This is a genomic window from Streptomyces sp. NPDC028305 (genome assembly GCF_055569495.1).
This window is the reverse complement of the sequence record NZ_JBVHTN010000001.1, coordinates 876,540-898,025: the sequence shown is the minus strand read 5'-3', so window position 1 is coordinate 898,025 and position 21,486 is coordinate 876,540. Positions and strand designations below refer to the sequence as shown.

Here is a 21,486-nt window from a genome sequence, read left to right as displayed (position 1 = left end):
CTCTCGGGCGCCGTAGGTGGGCGCCCGAGAGTGGCTTCGTGGATGTATGTGTTGCGCGAAGATGCGGCTCTCGCAGCGAGGCCGGCTCCGCGATCAGGAAACATCATCAGGCTGCGGAGCCAGACTTCTGCTTCCGCCGCTTGAGGAAAAGTTCGTAGGGGGAGGGCGGAATGTATTCGCCGAGCGCGTCCATTGCTTCGACGCGCCGCTGGACCGCGTCTTCGTAGGTCTCATTCTCGATCAGGTTGAACTTCGGTTCGTCGTCACGCATATCAGGTGTCACGACGCGCCTCCTGAGCCGGGCCTGATGAACACTGTCAAAGACCACATCCGTAGGCGTTCATCGTAGCGCGATGACAGGATCGAGTAACTCAGACCGCGCCCCAGCAGCAACTCGTTCTCCGTGGTGACCTGGGTGAGCGAGCGAACCGGCAGGGCGGGCGTGCCCGGCGGCACAGTGACCTGGAGGACGACGGGCTCTTGCGGCTTGATCGTGAACGGTGGGGTGCGTCCGACCTCCGTGGAGAGATAACCGTGCTCCACGACCTCGCGTCCTATTAGCTCCGGAACCGCGGATGCCTTCTCCAAACCAAAGGCGTCCGCGCCGACAATCCGGCAGACGCGCGCGTTCTCAGACAGCCGATATTTGTGCAGTGCGGAGTCCATGAGTGCTACCAGCTCTGTGATCTCGGGGTCTGGCGGCAGGCCCGATCGCAGGGGTCCATTGATCATCCCGTGGTGGCCTCCTGTATAGAAGCCGATAGCGCCGCGCTCCTCTCTGGTGAGTCTGTCGAGTGATTGATGCACGTACAGGTGTGTTGGATCATGCACACCCGTAGCTTGGACGCGACTTGGCAGAGGAGTGGTGCCGATGATCGAAGACAACTGGATCGAGTGATGGCCCGTTGCGGTGCGGAAGCGGCCGACGTGATGGGCCGCGTGCGGGCGGCAACCTCAAGTCTTCCTCTGGAATGGCGCCGTCCCCGGTTCACGGGCCACCGGCCGGACATACTGGCGGTAAAGGAATGGACGGGGTGGACGGGGGCATTCCTGTGCGGACGATATTCCGGCGCCGCGAATCGGCGGCGCCGCTGACACTGGACATCTACGACATCGCTTACCTGGCGGGCGGGCCACGGCGGGTGGCCCGGACCGCTCTCATTCAGCTGCGCGAGCGCGGTGCGATCAAGTTCATCTTCTCCAGGATGCGGGCCCTCAGGGCCGTGGATCCGGCCGACCACGCGGTCGAGCGCGCGATCATCAAGAAGTGCCACCCGGCGGGGGCGTACGCGTTCTCCGCGGTCGAGAAGGTTCGTGGTGGCCCCGAGATGAAGAAGATCGGGCGACGGCTCGCCTCGTACGGCCTGCTCAGCCGCTCCAGGCAGCACCTCACGCCCGCGGGTGAACGGGAGTTGGAGGCGGCCAGGCAGGAGGGGCTGCTTCCCGCGTATGTCTTCGACGGACTCGCCGCCGTTGAGGACGAGCGCCTGCGCAAGGCCGTCTGGAAGGCGACGCCGTATCGGGACGACTTGGGCGCAAGCCTGGTTCGTATGGGCGAGGCGATCGAGGACGCCGACGAATACGACCGCGAGCTGGCCTCCGCCTCGGATGCCGCCTCCGCCTCGGATGCCGCCTCTGCCTCGGACTCGGGCTCGGGCTCGGACTGGGGGTCGCACTCCTATGGCGGCCACGCCTCCTGCGGCGGCGGTGGCGGTGGGGGCGGCGGCGACTGACGGGGGTCGCCGCAGTGTGCCTGCGGGGACCCGGTGTCAGGGCCGCGTCCCCGCAGGCCGTTTGAGGACCGCGTCTAGGCGGTGGTGGTGATGCGCCTGACGGCTTCGCTCGTGAGCTTTCGGTCGTGCGGTGTGGTGTCGAGGGCGCGGTGGAGGGCGAGTCCCTCGATGAGTGCGTCGAGCTGGCGGGCCGTTTCCGCGTCGAAGTGGCGTTCCAGCAGTTGCCGGCTGCGGAGCATCCACTTCCGTGTCAGCTCCCGGTACTCCGGGTGCCGGGCCGCGAGGGTGTAGAGCTCGTGGGTGAGGATCAGGTCCTGCTGCGGTCCGTCGGAGAGTTCGTGGATGAGGTCGGTGACCGCTTCGCGCGCCTGGTCGGGGCTCTTGGCCGCGTTCAGGCGCTCCTCGAAGATGGCGGCGACGTGGTCGGCGAAGCGGGTGAACGCTTCGCGGAGTAGTTCGTCGATGCCTTTGAAGTGGTAGGTCATCGAGCCCAGCGGCACACCGGCGCGGGCGGCGATCTTCCGGTGGGAGACGCCGGCGACGCCTTCGTCGGCGATGTGGTTCAGGGTGGCGGTGAGGATGCGCTCGCGGCGCTGCGGGTCGGTGTGTCCGGTGGCCATCGGAGCAGGCGCTCTCAGAGATCTCGGACGGGCCGGGCGGGGCTGCCGACGGCGACGACGTTCGCGGGGATGTCCTTGGTGACGACCGATCCGGCGCCGATGACGCTGTTGTCGCCGATGCTCACCCCGGGGCAGACGATGACGCCGCCGCCGAGCCAGACGTTGTTTCCGACAGTGATGGGGAGCGCGGCCTCCAGTTTGTCGCGCCGGGGCTGCGGCTCCAGGGGGTGGGTGGGGGTGAGGAGCTGGACGTTGGGGCCGATCTGGCAGTCCTCGCCGATGGTGATCGCCGCCACGTCGAGTGCGGTCAGGTTGTGGTTGACGAAGGTCCGTGCCCCGATGGAGATGTTGCTGCCGTAGTCCACGTACAGCGGCGGCCGCACCTCGATCTCCTCGCCCGCGCAGCCGAGCAGCTCGTCGAGGAGCGACCGGGCGGCGGCGCGGTCGTCCAGGAACGTGGCCTGGTAGCGCGCGGCGAGCCGCATGGCGCGCTGCTGCCTGTCCGCGATCTCGGGATCGTCGGCGATGTAGAGATCACCCACGAGCATGCGCTCCAGATTCGTGCGCGGGTCGTCAGCAAAGTAGTCCACCGTCATGCGTACGATCGTACGCTCCGGAAGGTACGTTCGTACACTCTGGGGTATGAGACGGCGACACGCCCGACGTCCATGGCGTGTCGCCGTCTCATATCCACCACAAACACAGCGGCATTGCCCCTAGCCGGCCGGCGTCAGCCGCAGTAGCAGCGCCATCGGCGTCCGCGGCAGCGTCACGGCCAGCTCGCCGCGGGCCGCGTCCCACCGCGCCTCGCCGCCCGCCGCGGCCGCCGGGTGCAGCACCTCGACCTCCGCCCGGCGGCCCGACAGGTGCGCGAGCGGCAGGGCGCACTCCGCCGGGCCGCCCTCGCGCCGCCACGCCGTCACATACGTGGCCTCGCCGCTCCGCACCCCCAACGCCACCCAGGCGTCGTCCCACCCCGGGAGCCCCAGCGGCCAGAACGGCGCCCCCGTGGCCAGGTCGCCCCGCAGCCGCCGGTACGTCGCGACGGCCGCCCGCACCCGGGCCAGCTGCCCCGGGGACATCCGGTCCAGGTGGCCGGAGAGGTGGACGCGGCCCAGCAGCGGGCCGGCCAGGGTGAAGTCGATCTCGTCGTCGGTGAACTCGGGCTGCGGGTAGGCCCACACCGCGCACTGCTCGGGCGGCACCACCGTGGGCGCGGCGGCGGCGATGGGCGGATAGCGGAGGGGGTCCTGCTGGTCGCTGGTGGACTGTAGCTGCGTCACGGCCAGCGAGGACCAGTCCATGCGCATCCCGCCCGACGCGCAGTTCTCGATGACGAGCCCGGGGTGGCGGTCGAGCGTGGCGGCCAGCCAGTCCTGGTAGGCGCGGGCGTGGGCGAGGAGGCCCGCGCCGGGGGCGGTGCGGCCGGTCTCGGGGTGCCAGTCGGTGCCCGGCGCCACGCTGATGTTGTAGTCGAGCTTGAGATAGCCCACCCCCCACTCGCCGACGACGCGGTCGATGGTCTTGTCGAGGTGGGCGCGGGCGGCCGGGTGGCGCAGATCGAGGTGGTGGCGGCGGTGTTCGACGAGGCGGACCCCGTCGCGCTGGAAGAAGGCGTCGTCGGGGAGTTCGGCGGCGACCGGGCTGCGCACGCCGACGACCTCGGGCTCCAGCCACAGCCCGGGGACCATGCCGCGCGAGCGGATGTGGTCGAGCACGGCCTGGATGCCGCCGCCGGGGAAGCGGCGGGCCGAGGGCTGCCAGGCGCCGACGCTGTCCCACCAGCCCTGGTCATCGTCGTCGTACCAGCCGGAGTCGATGCAGAAGTACTCCGCCCCGGCCTCGGCGGCGGCGTCGATCAGCGGCAGCAGCCGCTCGGTGGTGGGGTCGCCCATCAGGGTGTTCATGTAGTCGTTGAACACCACGGGCAGGGCGGTGTGGTCGGGGTGCGGGCGCCGGGTGGCGCGGCGGTAGGCGGTGAGGTGGGCCAGGGCCTGGTCGAAGCCGCCGTCCCGGGCGAGGGCCAGCGCGGCGGGGACGGTGGTGCAGGACTCGCCGGGGGCGAGCCGCGCGCGCCACTGGTGTTCGGCGTCGGTCGGCCCGTGGAGCGCGAGGTAGGTGCCGTGGGCCAGCTCCCCGGTCTCCCAGCGCCAGCCGGCCGGCGACTCGATCTGCCACACCCACGCCCGCCCGGTGGCGCGGTCGGTCAGTGCCCCCATGGCCAGATGGCCGTCGGTGGGCCAGCTGCCACGGCTGTGGCGGGTGAGGGCGGCGCGGCTGTCGTGCTGGTGGGCGTCGCGGCTGAGGTCGACGATCCGGTCGCGCAGGGGCTCGCCGTCCCAACGGCACTCGGCGAGCCAGTCGTTGCGGGCCCAGTGCGCGTCGAGCGCGTCGGGGGAGGGGAGCCCGCCGAGGGCGAGGCTGGTGACGGCCTGGACGACCAGCGGGTCCGTGCCCTCGTTGGTGAGCCGGACCTCGCCGCGCAGCACCGGCAGCCCGTCGGGGGAGGACAGCCGGACCTCGGCGGCCAGGCCGGAGTCGGGGTCGTGGAGGTCGACCGTCAGCCGGTGCCAGTCCTGTTCGTCCCGCATGTCCCGTACGGCCCGGTGGCCGCGGTGGCGCAGCCGGACGCCCAGCGCGGTCTCGATGCCGCGCTGCCCGGACCACTCGCTGCCGTGTCCGAGGGCCAGCACCTCGACGAGCGGCAGCGCTCCGTTGTCGGTGAACGGCCCGCCGTCGTCCGGAACCGCCAGCCGCACCAGCCGTACGACCCCGTCGGGGCCCGTCGCGAAGTGGGCGGTGAGCCCCGCGTGGCCCCAAGTGAACGTGTCCCGGGCGCCGCCTGACCCCGCCTCGGATGTCGTGTCGGATGCCGTATCGGTCAACGTGTCCCCTCCTGGTCCGCCTCGTGATTCCTCGTTGCGTTCTCTTGACGACCCCTATGTGACCGGTCACAATCCTGGCATGAATGTGACCGGTCACACAAGACGGCCCGGAATCCGCGATGTGGCGACGGCGGCGGGCGTCTCGTACCAGACGGTCTCGCGGGTGATCAACAACCATCCGAGCGTCAAGCCGTCGACCCGCGAGCGCGTCCTCGCCGCCATCGAGGAGCTGGGCTTCCGGCGCAGCGCCACCGCCCTCGCGCTGGCGAGCGGCCGCGCGCGCTCGGTCACCGTGCTGACCGCCGACACCACGCACTACGGCTACGCCGCGACCCTCCAGGGCATCGAGGAGGCCGCCCGCGCCTCCTCCTACGCGGTCGGCATCGGCGTACTGGAGACCGCCGACGAGGCCGCCGTACGCGACCAGGTGCAGCGCGCCGCCGACACCGGCGGCGGGCTGATCGTGATGGCGTACGACACCGCGGGCGTCCGGGCGCTGGCGGCGGTCCCCGAGGAACTCCCGGTGGTGGGCGTGGTGGAGACCCCCGCGAGCCCGCCCGGCGAGCACCGCCCCTGGGTGTGGACCGACGACCGGGAGGCGGCCCGCGCCGCCACCCGCCATCTGCTGGGCCTCGGCCACCGCACCGTGCACTACGTCGCCATCCCCTCCAGCACCCGCCGCACCGGCCAGCGCACCGCCGGCTGGCGCGACGCGCTGCGCGAGGCCGGGGCGGTCGAGCCACGCCCGGTGGCGGGCAGCTGGGACCCGGCCAGCGGCTACCGGGCGGGGCAGAAGCTGGCCCGCGACCCGTCGGTCACCGCGATCCTGTGCGGCAACGACGACCTGGCGCTCGGCGTGATCCGCGCGCTGCACGAGGCGGGCCGGGCGATCCCCGGCGAGGTGAGCGTGGCCGGATTCGACGACGCCCCGCACTCCGCGTATCTCACGCCCTCCCTGACCACCGTGCGGCTGGACTTCACGGGGCTTGGCCGGGCCGCGTTCGGGCTGCTGTACGGGCTGGTCGAACAGGCCGAGCCGGTCGCCCCGCACCCCGTGTCCGTACCCGAGCTGATCGTCCGGGAGAGCTCCGGCCCGCCGCCTCCCTAACCACGCCCCCGCCCGGCCCCGCTCCGCGCACCCCCCCACTACGTGTACGCCCCCGCCCCGCACTCCGACGACGCAGTGAGGCAGAGAACCGCGATGAGAAGAGTCCTCCCCGCCCTGGCGCTGATCTGCGCCACCGCCCTGACCGCCACCGCATGCAGCGACTCGACCTCCGCGGGCGGCGACGACACGGGCGGCGCGGCCAAGACGACGGTCGACCCCACGGCCCGGCTCGACGGCGTCAAGCTGACGATGTGGACCGCGCAGAACACGGTCAACGCCCCCAAGCAGGTCATCGAGGCGTTCGAGAAGGCCACCGGCGCCAAGGTCGACGTTCAGCCCATACCCGACCTCTACGAGCAGAACGTGCCGACCAAGCTCGCCTCGGGCGACCGGCCGGACCTGATGTTCTGGCAGCCCAGCATCTCCACCCTCCCCTTCATCCAGCCGTCGCGGAATCTGCTCACCCTCGACGGAGAGCCCTGGGAGGCGAAGCTCGGCGACACCGAGAAGAGCCTGGGCGTGATCGGCGGCAAGCGCTACGCCGCCATCGTCACCAGCCCCGCCATGCTCGGCGTCTACTACAACAAGGACGTCTTCAAGAAGGCCGGGATCGCCGAGAAGGACTTCCCCAAGAGCTACGCGGACCTGCTCGCCCTCGGCCACCGCATCAAGGACAAGGTGCCAGGCACCGCGCCCTTCTACGAGGCGGGCGGCGACAAGTGGCCCCTTCAGTGGCAGGTCCAGGTGCAGCTGACCGATCTGGACCAGCAGTGGTGGGAAGGGCTCAACAAGAACGAGAACAAGTGGACCGACCCCGCCGTCGTCAAGGCCATCACCACCTACAAGGACAAGCTGCTCGGCGCCGGGCTCGCCCAGAAGAACTACCGGACCGGGACCTTCACCGACTCCGCGGACGCCCTGTGGAACGGCGACGCGGGCATGGTCCTCAACGTCACGTCCTTCCAGACCCAGATCCAGGCCAAGCACGGCACCGCCGAGATCGACAAGAAGCTCGGCTGGTTCCCCGTCGCCAACTCCGGCGCCACCGGCCTGTACTCCCCGGACCAGACGAACGGCGTGGTCGCCTTCAAGACCGGTGACGAGAAGCGGCAGAACGCGGCCCGCCAGTTCCTCGCCTTCTGGCTCGGCCCCGACTACGCCGACTACATCAAGACGATGAAGATCCCGTCCGTCGAGCCGTCCGTGCCCACCCCCGACGGGCTGCCGCAGACCGCCAAGTCCCAGGTCGCCGAACTCCCCAAGGCCATCGGGGTGTTCCAGGCCAAGGCCATCGTCGCCCCCGATCTGCATCTCGCCCTCGCCGACATGATCTACGGCAAGAAGTCGCCGAAGCAGGTCGCCGAGTGGGTGCAGGGCCAGTTCGCCCAGGTGGCCAAGGCCCAGAGCGCTCCGGGCTTCTGAGCGAGGAGGGCCAGCCGTGGCAGACACCGCCGTACGAACGCGCGCCCGGGCCGCCGGGGGCAGCGGAGGCAAGAGGGCCGGGCGGCGCAAGAGCGTGGGGCGGCTGCCCAGGGCGGCCGTGCACCACCCCTGGTGGTTCGCGCTGCCGGCCGTCGTGGTTTTCGCGGGCTTCTTCCTGCTGCCGAACCTGCTGAACTTCTTCTATCCGTTCACCAACTGGTCGGCGTACCACACCGACATCTCCTTCGCCGGGTTCGACAACTTCACCACCATCGCCGACGACGGCTCCCTGCTCCGCGCCATCCGCACCACCCTGGTCTACGCGGTCCTCGCCGCGCTCTTCCAGAACGGCTTCGGGCTGGTGCTGGCCCTGCTGCTGGAGCAGGACACCCGCTTCAACCGCTTCTTCCGCGCGGTGTTCTTCCTGCCGGTGCTGATCTCGGCGCTCGCCGTCGGCTATGTCTTCCAGGCCCTGCTCGACCAGGACGGCGCGGTCAACCAGTTCCTCGGCACGGACATCCCGTGGCTGGGCTCCACCACCTGGACGATGGTGCTGGTCAGCGCCGTGCACGGATGGAAGTGGATGGGGCTGGCCATGCTCATCTACCTCGCCGGGCTCAAGGGCATCCCCGGCGACACGCTGGAGGCGGCCAAGGTCGACGGCGCGGGCGCCTGGCGCACGTTCTGGTCGATCCGTTTCCCGATGCTCGCGCCCGCGGTCACCTTCAACGTGACCACCGCGCTGATTGGCTCGATGAACACCTTCGACATCGTGCAGGCGACCACGGGTGGCGGTCCCGCGTCCTCCACCGAGGTCTTCAACATCTACATGTTCCGGGTCTTCGGACAGGGCCTGTACGCACAGGCGTCCGCGATGAGCCTGGTGCTCTTCCTGGTGGTCGTGGCCGTCGCGATCCCGCTCGTGATCGGACTGCGCCGAAGGGAGCAGATGCTGTGAGCGCACTCGTCATGAGTCCCACCGGCCGGGTCTGGCGGTACGCGCGGCCCGCCCTCGTCCTGCTGATCGCCGCGCTCGCCGTCGGCGTACCGCTGTGGCTGGTCCTGGCCACCTCGGCCAAGTCCCAGGGCGAGGCGGTCAAGCCCAACCTGGACCTGCCCGGCCACTGGCAGCCCGCCGCCAACTACGACCAGGCCCTCAGCGAGGGCGAGATGGTGCGCGGCTTCGTCAACAGCCTGCTGGTCGTGTTGCCCTCGGTGGTGCTGGTCCTGGTGCTGGGCGCGGGCGCGGCCTGGGTCTTCGCCCGGCGCCGGGGGCGGCTGGTGTCCGCCGCGTACGCCCTCACCATCAGCGGGCTGCTGCTGCCGCCCGCCGTGATCACCATCGTGATGGAGCTGCGGCAGCTGGGCCTGGCCGGCACCCGGCCCGGCATGATCGCCGTCTACACCGGGATGTACCTGTCCACGTCGATCTTCTTCATGACCGGCTTCATCCGCACCATCCCGCAGGAGCTGGAAGAGGCCGCGCGGATGGACGGCGCCTCGCCGCTGCGCGTCTTCACGCGGATCATCCTGCCGCTGCTGCGCCCCGTGATCGCCACCGCGACGATCATGGTGATGCTCTACGCCTGGAGCGACATCTTCTACGCCTTCTTCGTCCTGGGCGGCGGGGACAAGGCGACGCTCCCGCTGGGCCTCTACAAGGTCGCCAGCGCACAGCTCTACCTCAACAACTGGCATCTGGTCTTCGCGTATGTGGTGGTCATGAGCCTGCCCATGGTCGCGGTGTTCCTGATCGCCCAGCGAAAGATCGTTTCTGGAATCACCAGTGGAGCCGTCAAGTAACTGGAGGTCCTGTGAGAAGAGTTCCGATGAGAAAGCGACGAGCCCTCACCACCGTCATAGCCGGGGCGGCGCTGTTCGCCGCCGCGCTACCAGCCGCCTCGTACGCGGACAACCAGCCCAAGGCCGCCCAGGCCCAGCGCCTCTCCGTCGACCTCGCCGCGAGCGAGGGCCCGGTGCTGCACGGCGCCAACGGGGCGCTGTACGGGCTGAGCGACGACGGCGTGCCCAGCGACGCCGCCCTCGCCCCGCTGAAGCTGACCACCATCTCGCAGAAGCCGGAGGGCGGGGCGCAGCACCCCAACGGAGACGCGCTGACGGTCTCCAAGTCCTTCTTCCGCAACGGCGGGGACGCGGTCTACATTCTGCTCCAGGACATGTACACCCAGTGGCCGTACCAGGACCTGGGCATCGACGACTACCTCCCCAAGGTCGAGAAGATGGCCAAGGAGGTTGCGGGCGCGCCGAACAGCGAGCGCTTCGTCTATGTGCCGTTCAACGAGCCCGACCAGATCTGGTACAAGCTCGACTCCTCCGACCCCGCCGCCTACCAGAAGGGCCGGGACCGCTTCTTCGCCGAGTGGAAGACGGTCTACCAGCGCATCCGCTCCATCGACCCCGACGCCCGGATCGCCGGACCCAACGAGGCGGGCTACGACACCCGCTTCCTGCCGGAGTTCCTGACCTGGGCGAAGGCCAACAAGGTGCTGCCGGACGTGATGACCTGGCATGAGCTGTCGTCCGGCTCGCTGAGGGACTTCCAGTCCCACTACGACCACTACCGGGCGCTGGAGAAGAGCGTCGGGATCTCCCCGCTCCCGATCAGCATCGACGAGTACGCCAACCGCCGCGACCTGTCCGTGCCGGGCCAGCTGGTCCAGTGGGTGTCGATGTTCGAGCGCAACAAGGTGTACGCCAACCAGGCGTACTGGGACGCCGCGGGCAACCTCAGCGGCAATGTCGTCCGGTCGAACATCCCCAACGGCGGCTGGTGGTTCTTCCGCTGGTACGCCGGGATGACCGGCCGGACCGTGAAGGTCACCCCGCCCACCGCCAATGCCATCGACACCCTTCAGGGCCTGGCCTCGTACGACCCGTCCCGCAAGCAGGCGCAGATCCTGGTGGGCGGTTCGGCGGGCGACGCGGACGTGGCGGTCCAGCACGTCGACCGCGAGCTGTTCGGCTCGCGCGTGGTGGCGACCGTCTCCGAGGCCGAGTGGTCCGGCTACGAGGGCGCGGCCGCGCCGCCGCGTGTGCTGTCCCGCACCAAGCTCACGGTCGGCGAGGACGGCTCGGTGACCGTGCCGCTGACCGGCATGAAGCCCATGTCCGCCTACCGGATCACGCTCACCCCGGCCGGCACCGGCACCCCGCGGGCGGCCGACGTGCCGTGGAGCGCGTCGTACGAAGCGGAGGACCCCGAGAAGGCGACCATCACCGACGGCCAGGTCTACACCCAGGGCACCGTCTCCAACGCCAACGGCTACGCCGCCTCGGGCACCAAGGACGTCGGCTCCCTCAACAAGCCCACCAGCAAGGTCGCCTTCGACGTCGACGTCCCGAAGACCGGCACCTACGACCTGGCGGTCTTCTACGGCAACCAGTCCGGCGCCCCCTCCACCCAGACCCTGACCGTGGACGGCCAGTCCGCGCAGCCGGTCACCTACCCCTCCACGCTCAACTGGACCTACCGCGGCATCCAGCACATCTCCGTCCGGCTGAGCGCGGGCGGCCACACCCTCACCCTGGCCCACGACAAGGGCGAGGCCACCCTCGACAAGATCGACCTGACCGCCGCCGCCACCCCCGCCGCCTCGTCCGTCTCGTACGAGGCCACCCTGGCCGACCCCTCGGGCAGCCCCCGCTACGACTACTCCTCCGCGGCCGGAACCGGCACCGGATCCCTGGTCCTCGACGGCTCGGACACCGCGGTCTTCGACGTGTACGCGCCGCGCGACGGCTACTACACCCTGACCCCGCAGGGCTCCGGCGGCCGCGTCGAGCTGTCCCTGCACGGCACCACCACGGCCACCGCCCCGGGCCGGGCCGAGCGGCTCTTCCTCACCGCCGGCAACAACCGCGTCACCGCCGCCCCCGCCACCAAGTCCGCCGTCCGGCTCTCCTCCCTGGACGCGACGGGCGCGGGTGACACCAAGGGGCTCGCCTCGTACGAGGCGGAGAGCGGCACCCTCGGCGGGGCCGCCGCCAGGACCGCGAGCGACTACGCCTCGGGCGGCGCCTACGTCGGCTTCCTCGGCGACGGCGCGGCCAACGACCTGAAGCTGACCGTCCAGGCCCCCTCGGCGGGCCGCTACCTGCTGATCGTCCACTACGCCAACAACCAGCGCGCGGACGGCCACCAGTACAACACCAACATCATCTCCCGGACCGCCGATATCGCGGTCGGGGGCGGCGCGGCCCAGCGCGTCACGTTCAAGAACACCTGGACCTGGAACGACTACTGGAGCGTCGGCGTCCCCGTCGACCTGACGAAGGGCGCGAACAAGCTGACCTTCGCCAACCCGAGCTCGTACGCGCCGAACATCGACCGTGTGCAGCTCGCCCCCGTGAAGGGCTGAGCCGGACCCGGTGAAGGCGTGCCCCCGTATGGCGGATCAGCCCGCCATATGGGGGCGCGCCGCGTGCTGGTGCGCGGCGGCCTCCTCGGTGGGCGTGGGGCAGCCCACCGTGGCGGTCACGGCGGTCAGCAGCACCACTGAGTCCTCCACCGCGACCAGCCCATGGCGCTCCTGCGGGATGCGCTGCACCTGCCCGGCGATCAGCTCCATCCGGACATGGCCGGTCTTGCCCGCGGTGAGCCGGACATGCCCGTGCAGCACTTGGAGGCTGGCCGCCGGGGGCGCGTTGTGCTCGTCGAGCTGGCAGCCGGCGACCATGGCGATGACGCTCTGCCGCAGCGGCCCGTCGTGCAGGAACAGATGTGAGCTTCGGCCGTGCGGGTCGGTCTTGGCCCGGTCCAGGTGGTGACGTGCGAGTGTGGTGAGGTCGTCCATGGTGTCCCTCGATCGTCGCCGGGTCACCTCAATCGTGACCGGCTAGCGTGTTCCGCGCCAGTCGCACAGCCGGGACGCGTACAGAAGGGCTCTTCCGCCGTGGCCGACTTCCTGACCGTACTGACCACCACCGACACCCCCGAGAAGGCCGAGGCCCTGGCCCGCGGGGCGGTGACCGCGCGGCTGGCGGCCTGCGCGCAGATCAGCCAGCCCGTCACCTCGGTGTACCGGTGGCAGGGGGAGATCGAGACCGCGACCGAGTGGCAGGTGCTGTTCAAGACGACCGCGGCGCGGTACGGGGAGCTGGAGGCGCACCTCCGCGAGGCGCACGACTACGAGACGCCGGAGATCATCGCGACCCCCATCACCCAGGGCGGCGAGGACTACCTGGCGTGGGTGGTGGCGCAGACGACGATCGACTGAGCATTTGGCTCAGCGCGAGCCCTCGCCCTCCAGCGCCTTCTGGATCCCGCGCTCGCGCGGGCCCAGGAACTGCGGGTCCGGCTTGAAGGCCGCGTCCAGCGCCGCCTTGCCCGCCGCGACGGCCTCCCGCGCCCCGCCGAACAGCCACGTCGCGTCGCGCGGCTCGGCGACGCCGACCCCGTACGCGTCGATGCCCGCCGCCTCGCACAGCGCCAGCGCCCGGCGGATATGGAAGTCCTGGCTGATCAGCACCGCCCGGCGCACACCGAAGATCCGCTCGGCGCGGCTGCACGAGTCCCAGGTGTCGAAGCCCGCGTAGTCGCTGACGATGCGCCCGTCCGGCACGCCGTGCCGCACGAGATAGGCGCGCATCGCGTCCGGCTCGTCGTAGTCGTGCCGGCTGTTGTCGCCCGTCACCAGGATCGCGCGGACCTTCCCGCGCTCGTACAGCTCGGCGGTCGCGTCCAGGCGGTGCGCCAGATACGGGGACGGCTCGCCGTTCCACAGCCCGGCGCCGAAGACCACCGCCACCGGGGCGCTCGGGACGTCCGCGACCGTGCGGACCCGGGAGTCCGCGGCCAGCCGGAGCCATGTCGCGGGCAGCAGCGCGAGCACGCTGAGCGCCATCACCACCTGGACGGCGCGGCGCCGGCCGCGCCGGGTCCTGGGCAGCCGCAGCCGCGCCCGCACGGCTCTCCGTACCCGCTCTCCGGCACCCATCCGTCCACCGCTCCCTCCACTGTCCGACTGGACTGACGCTGATGACGGCCGATCGGTTGCTTGATCAGTTCGGCCGGCAGACGCCACCGCATTACTCTTGTCACCCTCCCCGTCAGCAAAAACAGCAGGTGATCCCGTCGTGCCCCCGACCCCGCCCCCGATCCCCAAAGCAGAGCTCCACCTCCACATCGAGGGCACCCTCGAACCCGAGCTGGCCTTCGCGCTCGCCGAGCGCAACGGCGTCGAGCTGCCGTACGCCTCCCAGGACGAGCTGCGCGCCGCGTACTCCTTCACCGACCTCCAGGACTTCCTGGACCTCTACTACGCGCTGATGGCGGTGTTGCGCACCGAGGACGACTTCGCCGACCTCGCGAACGCGTACCTCGCCCGCGCCCGCGCGCAGGGCGTCCGGCACGCCGAGATCTTCTTCGACCCGCAGGCGCACACCGCGCGCGGCGTCGCCATCGGCACGGTCATCGGCGGCCTGTCGCGCGCGCTGGACGCCGCGGAGCGGACCTACGGCATCACCACCCGCCTCATCATGTGCTTCCTGCGCGACGAGAGTGCCGAGTCCGCCCTGGAGACCTTCGAGTCGGCCCGCCCCTACCTGGACCGCCTCACGGCCGTCGGCCTCGACTCGGCGGAGGTCGGCAACCCGCCGTCGAAGTTCCGCGAGGTCTACGCGCGGGCGCGGGAAGCGGGGCTCAAGTGCGTTGCCCACGCGGGGGAGGAGGGCCCGCCCGCGTACGTCTGGGAGGCCCTGGACATCCTCGGCGTCGACCGCGTCGACCACGGCGTCCGCTCCCTGGAGGACGAGGCCCTGGTCGCCCGGCTGGTCGCCGACCAGGTGCCGCTGACCGTCTGCCCGCTCTCCAACGTCCGGCTGCGCGTCGTCGACCGGCTCGAGGACCACCCGCTGCGGGCGATGCTGGACGCGGGCCTGCTGGTCACCGTGAACTCCGACGACCCGGCGTACTTCGGCGGCTACGCGGGCGACAACTTCGACGCCGTACGGGACGCGCTGCGCCTGGACGACGCCACGCTGCGGACACTCGCCCGGAACTCGTTCCGCGCGTCCTTCCTGGACGAGGGGACGAGGGCGGCCTACCTGAAGGAAGTCGACGCGTACGAGGCCTGAGGCGCGGGCGGGAGCGCGCTACTCCCGCGGCGCTGCGCTCCGCGGCGGGTGCGGACCCGGCCCACCAGGAGACCCGGGCTACGCCCAGTACCAGTGACTTTCGCGTCCGAGGCCTGAGTTGTGGTGAGTATCGGACAGAGACTCGCCGACACTACGGCGTGTCTCTGTCCGATACTCACCGCACCGGTATAATTCCAGCAGCCAGGCGCGTGAAGAACCCGCTCTCTTCCCGAGTGACGCCACCGCCGTGCACAAGCACGACAGCGCGCGAGGCTGGCACGTCGGGGCACACGAGTGTGCCAGCCAGGTGCAGACCATCGAGCGTCCGAAGCGTCACGCTGTCCGATGTAGGCATGGCGCGAGAATCCACCCGACCCCACGGTACCGCCTTGACCTGCTGTGATATCGCCACTGGCGATCACTCCAGATCCACCCGTCTGGAGGATCGGGAAGGGGCGGGGCGGGGGACTAACCCACAGCCCGTTCCACCCGCACCGCGCACACCTTGAACTCCGGCATCCGGGAGACCGGGTCCAGCGCCGGGTTCGTGAGCGCGTTGGCCCGCCCCTCGCCCGCCCAGTGGAAGGGCATGAACACCGTGTCCGGCCGGATGTCCCGGGTGATGCGGGCCGGGGCGACGGCCCGGCCGCGGCGGGAGGTCACCGCGAGGGGGTCGCCCTCGGCGGCGCCCAGGCGCTCGGCGAGCTGGGGGTGCAGCTGGACGAACGGGCCGGGGGCGGCTCGGTTCAGCTCCTCGACCCGGCGGGTCTGCGCACCCGACTGGTACTGGGAGAGCACCCGGCCGGTGGTGAGAAACAGCGGATACTCCGCGTCGGGTTCCTCTGCCGCCGGGCGGTGGGACACCGGGACGAAGCGGGCCCGGCCGTCGTCGGTCGCGAAGCGGTGGAGGAAGAGGCGCGGCGTACCGGGGTGCGGGCCGGGGTGCGGGCCGGGCCCGGTCAAGGCCCCCTCCGGGCAGGGCCAGAAGACCCCGTCCTCCTCCGCGATCCGGCGGTACGTGATCCCCGAGTAGTCCGCCACCCCGCCCGCCGAAGCGCGGCGCAGCTCGTCGAAGACCTCCTCCGGGTCGGCCGGGAAGCCCTTCTCCCAGCCCAGCCGGGCGGCAAGACCGCCCAGCACCTGGAGGTCCGAGCGGACGCCGGGCGGCGGAGGAACGGCCGCGCGGCGCAGGATGACGCGGCCCTCCAGATTGGTCGTGGTGCCCGTCTCCTCCGCCCACTGGGTGACCGGAAGGACGACGTCCGCGAGCGCTGCGGTCTCGGAGAGGACCACGTCCGCGACCGCCATGAAGTCCAGCGACCGCAGCCGCGCCTCTATATGGCCCGCGCGGGGAGCGGAGACCACCGGGTTGGAGCCCATGAGCAGCAGGGCCCGTACGTCGCCGCCGAGCGCGTCCAGCAGCTCGTACGCGCTGCGCCCCGGCCCGGGGAGCGCGTCGGGCTCGACGCCCCACACGGCCGCCACATGGGCGCGCGCGGCCGGGTCGTCGAGCTTGCGGTAGCCGGGCAGCTGGTCGGCCTTCTGGCCGTGTTCGCGGCCGCCCTGGCCGTTGCCCTGGCCGGTGAGGCAGCCGTAGCCGGAGAGCGGACGGCCCGCGCGGCCGGTGGCCAGGCACAGGTTGATCCAGGCGCCGACGGTGTCCGTGCCCTTCGACTGCTGCTCGGGCCCGCGGGCGGTGAGCACCATGGAGTTCTCCGCGTCGCAGAACATCCGTACCGCTTCCCGGAGTTCGGGGACGGACACGCCCGTGATCCGCTCGACCATCTCCGGCCAGTGGGCCATCGCGGCGGCCCGCGCCTCGGGCCAGCCGCTGGTGCGCCGGGCGATGAACTCCTCGTCCACCCGCCCCTCGGCGACCACCAGGTGCAGCAGCCCCAGCGCGAGCGCCAGGTCCGTCCCGGGGCGCGGCGCCAGGTGGAGATCCGCCTGCTCGGCGGTCCGGGTCCGGCGCGGGTCGACCACGATCAGCCTGCCGCCGGACTCCTTCAGCTCGGTCAGATAGCGCAGCGCGGGCGGCATCGTCTCGGCGAGGTTCGAGCCGACGAGGATCACACACCCCGTGCGGGCCACGTCCGCGAGCGGGAACGGCAGTCCGCGGTCCAGGCCGAAGGCCTTGTTGTGCGCGGCGGCCGCGGAGGACATGCAGAAGCGGCCGTTGTAGTCGATCTGCGAGGTGCGGAGCACCACCCGCGCGAACTTCCCCAGCGCGTACGCCTTCTCGTTCGTCAGCCCGCCCCCGCCGAAGACCCCCACCGCGTCCCGCCCGTGCGCCCGGGCCGTGGCCGCCAGCCCCTCCGCGACCCGGTCCAGGGCCTCCTCCCAGGTGGCCGGTTCGAGCCTGCCGGTGTCAGGGCGGCGGACCAGCGGCTCGGTCAGGCGCACCCGGGAGGAGAGCACGGCGGGCGCGGTGCGGCCCTTGCCGCACAGCGCGCCGCGGTTCACGGGGAAGGCCGTCCGCTCCACCACCGCCACGCCCCCCTCGCTCCCCGGCGCGGGGCGCAGCGCCATGCCGCACTGGAGCGAGCAGTACGGGCAGTGGGTGTCGACGGCGTCGGGCGTCGTCACGGGGGTCGCGTGCGGCATGCGGCCAGCGTGCTACGGCCGTGTTACGGCCCGCGTCCGCTCGCGTTACGCACCGGGCAACCGGACCTCAGCGCGGGCGGCGGCGGGCGGTGAACTCGTGGCAATCACCTGTGACGGCCGCGCAACGGGGGTGCAATGTCCCGCTGCGAGGCTCTCGTCATGACGGCGTCGCCTCGCCCCGGTCCCGCAGCCCCTTCCGGCCCCCTCGACAGTACGGCGCAGCTCATGACCCGGATCACCGCCCAGCTCAGCTCGCAACTCGGCCATCTCACCCTCAGCGGCCCCCGCCCCACCGCGGCGCGCCGCCCGCCGACCCTCGTCGCCGTGGCGCACGGCAGCCGCGACCCCGAGGCGCTGCGCACCGTCACCGCGCTCGTGGACCGCGTCCGCGCGCTCCGCCCCGACCTGCCCGTACGGCTCGGCCATATCGAGCTGAACCAACCGCTGCTCGCCGACACGCTGGCCGCGCTGCACGGCGAGGCCGTCCTCGTACCGCTCCTCTTCGGGCGCGGCTATCACATCAAGCGGGACCTGCCGGACACCGCCGCGGCCGCGCCCCACCTGTCGGTCCGTATCGCCGCCCCGCTCGGCCCGCACCCGCTGCTCGCCGAGGCCCTGCACGCGCGCCTCGCCGAGGCCGGGTGGCGGCGGTCCAGGGGGCTGTCGGAGACGGGGGTCGTGCTGGCGGCGGCGGGCTCCCGCGACCCGGACTCGGCCGCCGACACGGCCCGCGCCGCGGCCCTGCTCAGCGCCCGGCTCGGCGGGGTGCCCGTGCTGCCCGGCTACGCCTCCGCCGGCGGGCCCACCGTGGCTGAGGCGGTGCGCGCGCTGACCGACCGGGGGCGCCGGCGGATCGCGGTGGCCTCGTACTTCGCCGCGCCCGGGCGGTTCGCGACCCAGTGCGCGGCCGCCGCGCCCGGCGTCGCCTCCGGCCCGCTCGGCGACCATCCGGCCGTCGCCCGGCTCGTGGTCCACCGCTATGAACAGGCGCTCGCCTCTGCACCCATGTCACACCCGGCGGTTACCGTCGGTGTATGAGCCGCACGGGACCCACGGCATCCGACCCCTCAGCTGAGACCACCCAGTCCACCCACCAACCTGATCCGGCCCGGACGACCGAGTCCACGGCCTCGGCGAGCCCCGGCTACGAGGCGTCGGACCTCGAACGATGGGCGCCCGAGCCCGACAAGCGCCCGGGCCGCACGGCCTTCCAGCGCGACCGGGCGCGCGTGCTGCACTCGGCCGCGCTGCGCCGGCTGGCCGGCAAGACGCAGGTCGTCCCGGCGGCCCCCGCCGCCGACCCCGGCCCTGGGGCCCCGGCCTGGGACGCCACCCCGCGCACCCGGCTGACCCACTCCCTGGAGTGCGCCCAGGTGGGCCGGGAGCTCGGCGCCGCCCTCGGCTGCGACCCGGATCTGGTGGAGATGGCCTGCCTCGCCCACGACCTCGGCCACCCGCCCTTCGGGCACAACGGCGAGCAGGCGCTCAACGAGGTCGCCGAGGCGTGCGGCGGCTTCGAGGGGAACGCGCAGTCGCTGCGGCTGCTCGCCCGCCTGGAGCCCAAGCGGTTCGTCGCCGACCCGGAGACCGGCGTGCCGGTGAGCGTGGGCCTCAACCTCACCCGCGCCGCGCTCGACGCCGCCACCAAGTACCCCTGGCCGCGCGGCGGCCACCCCCGCGACCCCGGCTCCCGCAAGTTCGGGGTCTATGAGGACGACATCCCGGTCTTCGCCTGGTTCCGGCAGGGCGCGCCCGAGCACCGCACCTGCTTCGAGGCCCAGGTCATGGACTGGTCCGACGATGTGGCGTACTCGGTCCACGATGTCGAGGACGGTCTGCACGCCGGCCATCTCGACCCCGGGCTGCTGCTCGCCGAGCCCGAGCGGCGCGAGGTCTTCGCCGTCGCCGCCGACCGCTACGCCCCCGGGGCCGAGCCGGACGAGCTGGCCGAGGCGCTGGACCGGCTGCTGGACCAGGAGTGGTGGCCACACGGCTACGACGGGTCCTCCGTCGCCCAGGCCCGGCTCAAGGACGCCACCAGCCAGCTCATCGGCCGCTTCTGCCTCGCCGCCGAGGGGGCCACCCGCGCCGCCTACGGCACCGGCCGGTTCACCCGCTACGAAGCGGAGCTGGTGGTGCCGCGCGAGGCGCGGCTGGAGTGCGCGGTGCTCAAGGCCGTCGCCGACCGCTATGTGATGCAGCGCGCCGACCAGGAGGCCGTCCGCGCCGACCAGCGGGTCATCATCGCCGAGCTCGGCGCGGCGCTGACCGCCCGCGCCCCGGTGGGCCTGGACCCGCAGTTCCGCGCGCTGTTCGACGAGGCGGACGCGGCCGGGGACGACGTGGGTCGCCTGCGCGCCGTCGTCGACCAGATCGCCGCCCTCACAGACGCCTCCGCGCGCTCCCTGCACACCCGCCTGACCGCGCCGCGCGCGGCGCGGCGGCCATGAGCGGGCTGGCCCGCCCGCGCCCGGGCCCGTGGCCCCGGCCCGCGGCTCGGCTGCCCCGGCCCGCGGCGTGCCGCCCGCGGGCGGGGCCCGCGGCTCGGAGGGCGACGATCCGCGTCCGCGGACGCGCGGCGCGCTGGCCCGTACGGCGTACTGCCTCTTCCCGCCGCACGCGCGGTGCGGGAGGCTCGAACATCGGCTCACACGACCGGGGCTCACACGACCGGCCTTGACATGGCGTAGCCGCGCACGGCGCACGGGCACCGCGCGGCAGCGAGGAGGAGACAAGTGGTCGACGCACACCAGACGTTCGTCATCGTCGGAGGGGGTCTGGCCGGGGCGAAAGCCGCGGAAACCCTCCGGGCCGAGGGATTCACCGGCCGGGTGATCCTGATCTGTGACGAGCGCGACCACCCCTATGAGCGACCGCCCCTGTCCAAGGGCTTTCTCACCGGCAGCCAGGAGCGCCACACCGTCTTCGTCCATGAACCCGCCTGGTACGCCCAGGCCGATATCGAGCTCCACCTCGGCCAGACCGCCGTCCAGCTCGACCGCGCCGCCAAGGCCGTGGTCCTCGGCGACCGCACCCGCATCCACTACGACCGGCTGCTGCTGGCGACCGGCGCCGAGCCGCGTCGGCTCGACATCCCCGGCACCGACCTGGTCGGCGTGCACCATCTGCGCCGCCTCGCGCACGCCGAGCGGCTGCGGTCGGTCCTGGCCGCCCTCGGCCGGGACAACGGCCAGCTGGTCATCGCGGGGGCGGGCTGGATCGGCCTGGAGGTCGCGGCGGCCGCGCGCGGGTACGGCGCCGAGGTGACGGTCGTCGAGCCCGAGCCCACCCCGCTCCATCTGGTCCTCGGCCCCGAGCTCGGCAGCCTCTTCACCGATCTGCACGGCGAGCACGGCGTCCGCTTCCACTTCGGCGCCCGGCTGACCGAGATCACCGGGCAGGACGGCGTGGTGCTGGCCGCCCGCACCGACGACGGGGAGGAGCACCTCGCCCACGACGTGCTGGCCGCGATCGGCGCCGCCCCGCGCACCGCCCTCGCCGAGGCCTCGGGCCTGGAGGTGGCGGACCGCTCGGCGGGCGGCGGGATCGTGGTCGACGCCGCGCTGCGCACCAGCGACCCGGACATCTTCGCGGCGGGCGACGTGGCCGCGGCGCCCCTCGCGTTCCCGGGCGGCGCGCAGCCGCCCGGCGGCCGGCTGCGCGTCGAGCACTGGGCCAACGCGCTGAACGGCGGGCCCGCCGCGGCCCGCGCCATGCTCGGGCAGGACGTCGCGTACGACCGCGTGCCGTACTTCTTCTCCGACCAGTACGACGTCGGCCTGGAGTACTCCGGCTACGCGCCGCCCGGCTCGTACGACCAGGTGGTGTGCCGCGGCGATGTCGGCAAGCGGGAGTTCATCGCCTTCTGGCTGAGCGAGGGCCGCCTGCTGGCGGGGATGAACGTGAATGTGTGGGATGTCGTGGAGCCCATCCAGCGCCTCATCCGCAGCGGCGCCCGGCTCGACCCCGACGACCTGGCGAACCCCTCCGTCCCGCTGGCGTCCCTGCTGCCGTAGGCG

General features: G+C 72.1%; 19 protein-coding genes. 11 read left to right on the top strand and 8 right to left on the bottom strand.

Annotation, left to right across the window (positions count from 1 at the left end; all coding sequences use genetic code 11):
* Positions 1 to 106: 106 nt before the first annotated feature.
* Together ACZ4WQ_RS04160 and ACZ4WQ_RS04155 are read right to left on the bottom strand one after the other, a co-directional pair.
* A complete protein-coding gene (locus ACZ4WQ_RS04160) occupies positions 107 to 283 on the bottom strand; it encodes a hypothetical protein (RefSeq protein ID WP_311722655.1) in 177 nt (58 codons plus the stop codon).
* On the bottom strand, positions 280 to 807 hold the full coding sequence (locus ACZ4WQ_RS04155; protein WP_468022018.1) for an ADP-ribosyltransferase: 528 nt from the start codon (positions 805 to 807) through the stop codon (positions 280 to 282). The genes ACZ4WQ_RS04160 and ACZ4WQ_RS04155 overlap by 4 nt, the downstream gene beginning before the upstream one ends.
* A gap of 245 nt (positions 808 to 1,052) precedes the next feature.
* Between ACZ4WQ_RS04155 and ACZ4WQ_RS04150 the strand changes: the two genes are divergently transcribed.
* Complete coding sequence (locus ACZ4WQ_RS04150) at positions 1,053 to 1,733, top strand: TIGR04222 domain-containing membrane protein (protein WP_468022017.1); 681 nt, start codon at positions 1,053 to 1,055, stop codon at positions 1,731 to 1,733.
* Positions 1,734 to 1,807: 74 nt separating this feature from the next.
* Here the strand turns inward: ACZ4WQ_RS04150 and ACZ4WQ_RS04145 are convergent, their stop codons facing one another.
* From ACZ4WQ_RS04145 to ACZ4WQ_RS04135, 3 genes are all read right to left on the bottom strand, one after another.
* Complete coding sequence (locus ACZ4WQ_RS04145; protein WP_311722658.1) at positions 1,808 to 2,353, bottom strand: TetR/AcrR family transcriptional regulator; 546 nt, start codon at positions 2,351 to 2,353, stop codon at positions 1,808 to 1,810.
* 14 nt (positions 2,354 to 2,367) lie between these two features.
* Positions 2,368 to 2,949, bottom strand: coding sequence for a sugar O-acetyltransferase (locus tag ACZ4WQ_RS04140; RefSeq protein ID WP_468022016.1), 582 nt, complete (start codon positions 2,947 to 2,949; stop codon positions 2,368 to 2,370).
* 120 nt (positions 2,950 to 3,069) lie between these two features.
* Entirely contained in the window at positions 3,070 to 5,238 is a 2,169-nt protein-coding gene (locus ACZ4WQ_RS04135) for a glycoside hydrolase family 36 protein (RefSeq protein WP_468022015.1), read from the bottom strand.
* A gap of 79 nt (positions 5,239 to 5,317) precedes the next feature.
* Between ACZ4WQ_RS04135 and ACZ4WQ_RS04130 the strand changes: the two genes are divergently transcribed.
* The 5 genes from ACZ4WQ_RS04130 to ACZ4WQ_RS04110 all read left to right on the top strand — a co-directional run bounded on the left by ACZ4WQ_RS04130 (position 5,318) and on the right by ACZ4WQ_RS04110 (position 12,147).
* Positions 5,318 to 6,346, top strand: coding sequence for a LacI family DNA-binding transcriptional regulator (locus ACZ4WQ_RS04130; protein ID WP_311722661.1), 1,029 nt, complete (start codon positions 5,318 to 5,320; stop codon positions 6,344 to 6,346).
* 93 nt (positions 6,347 to 6,439) lie between these two features.
* Entirely contained in the window at positions 6,440 to 7,768 is a 1,329-nt protein-coding gene (locus tag ACZ4WQ_RS04125) for an ABC transporter substrate-binding protein (protein WP_468022014.1), read from the top strand.
* A 16-nt stretch (positions 7,769 to 7,784) separates the two neighbouring features.
* Positions 7,785 to 8,726 (top strand): carbohydrate ABC transporter permease, encoded by a 942-nt coding sequence (locus ACZ4WQ_RS04120; RefSeq protein WP_311722663.1) that lies wholly within the window; start codon positions 7,785 to 7,787, stop codon positions 8,724 to 8,726.
* A gap of 11 nt (positions 8,727 to 8,737) precedes the next feature.
* Entirely contained in the window at positions 8,738 to 9,571 is an 834-nt protein-coding gene (locus ACZ4WQ_RS04115) for a carbohydrate ABC transporter permease (RefSeq protein WP_311722931.1), read from the top strand.
* A 26-nt stretch (positions 9,572 to 9,597) separates the two neighbouring features.
* Positions 9,598 to 12,147: a CBM35 domain-containing protein gene (locus ACZ4WQ_RS04110; RefSeq protein WP_468022013.1), complete on the top strand. Its 2,550-nt coding sequence runs from the start codon at positions 9,598 to 9,600 to the stop codon at positions 12,145 to 12,147.
* 36 nt (positions 12,148 to 12,183) lie between these two features.
* Here the strand turns inward: ACZ4WQ_RS04110 and ACZ4WQ_RS04105 are convergent, their stop codons facing one another.
* Complete coding sequence (locus ACZ4WQ_RS04105; RefSeq protein ID WP_358847492.1) at positions 12,184 to 12,582, bottom strand: cupin domain-containing protein; 399 nt, start codon at positions 12,580 to 12,582, stop codon at positions 12,184 to 12,186.
* Between the two features lie 99 nt (positions 12,583 to 12,681).
* Between ACZ4WQ_RS04105 and cutA the strand changes: the two genes are divergently transcribed.
* Positions 12,682 to 13,005 carry a divalent-cation tolerance protein CutA gene (gene cutA, locus ACZ4WQ_RS04100; RefSeq protein WP_311722666.1) on the top strand — a complete coding sequence of 108 codons (324 nt, stop codon included), beginning with the start codon at positions 12,682 to 12,684 and terminating at the stop codon, positions 13,003 to 13,005.
* A 9-nt stretch (positions 13,006 to 13,014) separates the two neighbouring features.
* On the opposite strand, the gene ACZ4WQ_RS04095 is transcribed toward cutA, so the two are convergent.
* Positions 13,015 to 13,725 (bottom strand): vancomycin high temperature exclusion protein, encoded by a 711-nt coding sequence (locus ACZ4WQ_RS04095; RefSeq protein WP_398369637.1) that lies wholly within the window; start codon positions 13,723 to 13,725, stop codon positions 13,015 to 13,017.
* A 139-nt stretch (positions 13,726 to 13,864) separates the two neighbouring features.
* Between ACZ4WQ_RS04095 and ACZ4WQ_RS04090 the strand changes: the two genes are divergently transcribed.
* Positions 13,865 to 14,863, top strand: a complete 999-nt coding sequence (locus ACZ4WQ_RS04090; protein ID WP_385341564.1) for an adenosine deaminase — start codon at positions 13,865 to 13,867, stop codon at positions 14,861 to 14,863.
* 468 nt (positions 14,864 to 15,331) lie between these two features.
* On the opposite strand, the gene ACZ4WQ_RS04085 is transcribed toward ACZ4WQ_RS04090, so the two are convergent.
* Positions 15,332 to 17,467 carry a molybdopterin oxidoreductase family protein gene (locus ACZ4WQ_RS04085; protein ID WP_398369639.1) on the bottom strand — a complete coding sequence of 712 codons (2,136 nt, stop codon included), beginning with the start codon at positions 17,465 to 17,467 and terminating at the stop codon, positions 15,332 to 15,334.
* A 225-nt stretch (positions 17,468 to 17,692) separates the two neighbouring features.
* On the opposite strand from ACZ4WQ_RS04085, the gene ACZ4WQ_RS04080 reads away from it, so the two are divergent.
* The 3 genes from ACZ4WQ_RS04080 (at position 17,693) to ACZ4WQ_RS04070 (ending at position 21,483) form a co-directional block, all read left to right on the top strand.
* Positions 17,693 to 18,505, top strand: coding sequence for a sirohydrochlorin chelatase (locus ACZ4WQ_RS04080; RefSeq protein ID WP_385341569.1), 813 nt, complete (start codon positions 17,693 to 17,695; stop codon positions 18,503 to 18,505).
* Positions 18,502 to 19,917, top strand: a complete 1,416-nt coding sequence (locus tag ACZ4WQ_RS04075) for a deoxyguanosinetriphosphate triphosphohydrolase (RefSeq protein ID WP_398369642.1) — start codon at positions 18,502 to 18,504, stop codon at positions 19,915 to 19,917. Before ACZ4WQ_RS04080 ends, ACZ4WQ_RS04075 begins: the two co-directional genes overlap by 4 nt.
* A gap of 285 nt (positions 19,918 to 20,202) precedes the next feature.
* Complete coding sequence (locus ACZ4WQ_RS04070; RefSeq protein WP_311722672.1) at positions 20,203 to 21,483, top strand: NAD(P)/FAD-dependent oxidoreductase; 1,281 nt, start codon at positions 20,203 to 20,205, stop codon at positions 21,481 to 21,483.
* Positions 21,484 to 21,486 lie beyond the last annotated feature (3 nt).

Excerpts from the sequence above, each read along its gene's own strand:
- ACZ4WQ_RS04145 (WP_311722658.1), bottom strand. The coding sequence starts at position 2,353 with ATGGCCACCGGACACACCGACCCGCAGCGCCGCGAGCGCATCCTCACC.
- ACZ4WQ_RS04140 (WP_468022016.1), bottom strand. The coding sequence starts at position 2,949 with ATGACGGTGGACTACTTTGCTGACGACCCGCGCACGAATCTGGAGCGC.
- ACZ4WQ_RS04130 (WP_311722661.1), top strand. The coding sequence starts at position 5,318 with ATGAATGTGACCGGTCACACAAGACGGCCCGGAATCCGCGATGTGGCG.
- ACZ4WQ_RS04125 (WP_468022014.1), top strand. The coding sequence starts at position 6,440 with ATGAGAAGAGTCCTCCCCGCCCTGGCGCTGATCTGCGCCACCGCCCTG.
- ACZ4WQ_RS04115 (WP_311722931.1), top strand. The coding sequence starts at position 8,738 with ATGAGTCCCACCGGCCGGGTCTGGCGGTACGCGCGGCCCGCCCTCGTC.
- ACZ4WQ_RS04110 (WP_468022013.1), top strand. The coding sequence starts at position 9,598 with ATGAGAAAGCGACGAGCCCTCACCACCGTCATAGCCGGGGCGGCGCTG.
- ACZ4WQ_RS04105 (WP_358847492.1), bottom strand. The coding sequence starts at position 12,582 with ATGGACGACCTCACCACACTCGCACGTCACCACCTGGACCGGGCCAAG.
- ACZ4WQ_RS04095 (WP_398369637.1), bottom strand. The coding sequence starts at position 13,725 with ATGGGTGCCGGAGAGCGGGTACGGAGAGCCGTGCGGGCGCGGCTGCGG.
- ACZ4WQ_RS04085 (WP_398369639.1), bottom strand. The coding sequence starts at position 17,467 with ATGCCGCACGCGACCCCCGTGACGACGCCCGACGCCGTCGACACCCAC.
- ACZ4WQ_RS04080 (WP_385341569.1), top strand. The coding sequence starts at position 17,693 with ATGACCCGGATCACCGCCCAGCTCAGCTCGCAACTCGGCCATCTCACC.
- ACZ4WQ_RS04075 (WP_398369642.1), top strand. The coding sequence starts at position 18,502 with ATGAGCCGCACGGGACCCACGGCATCCGACCCCTCAGCTGAGACCACC.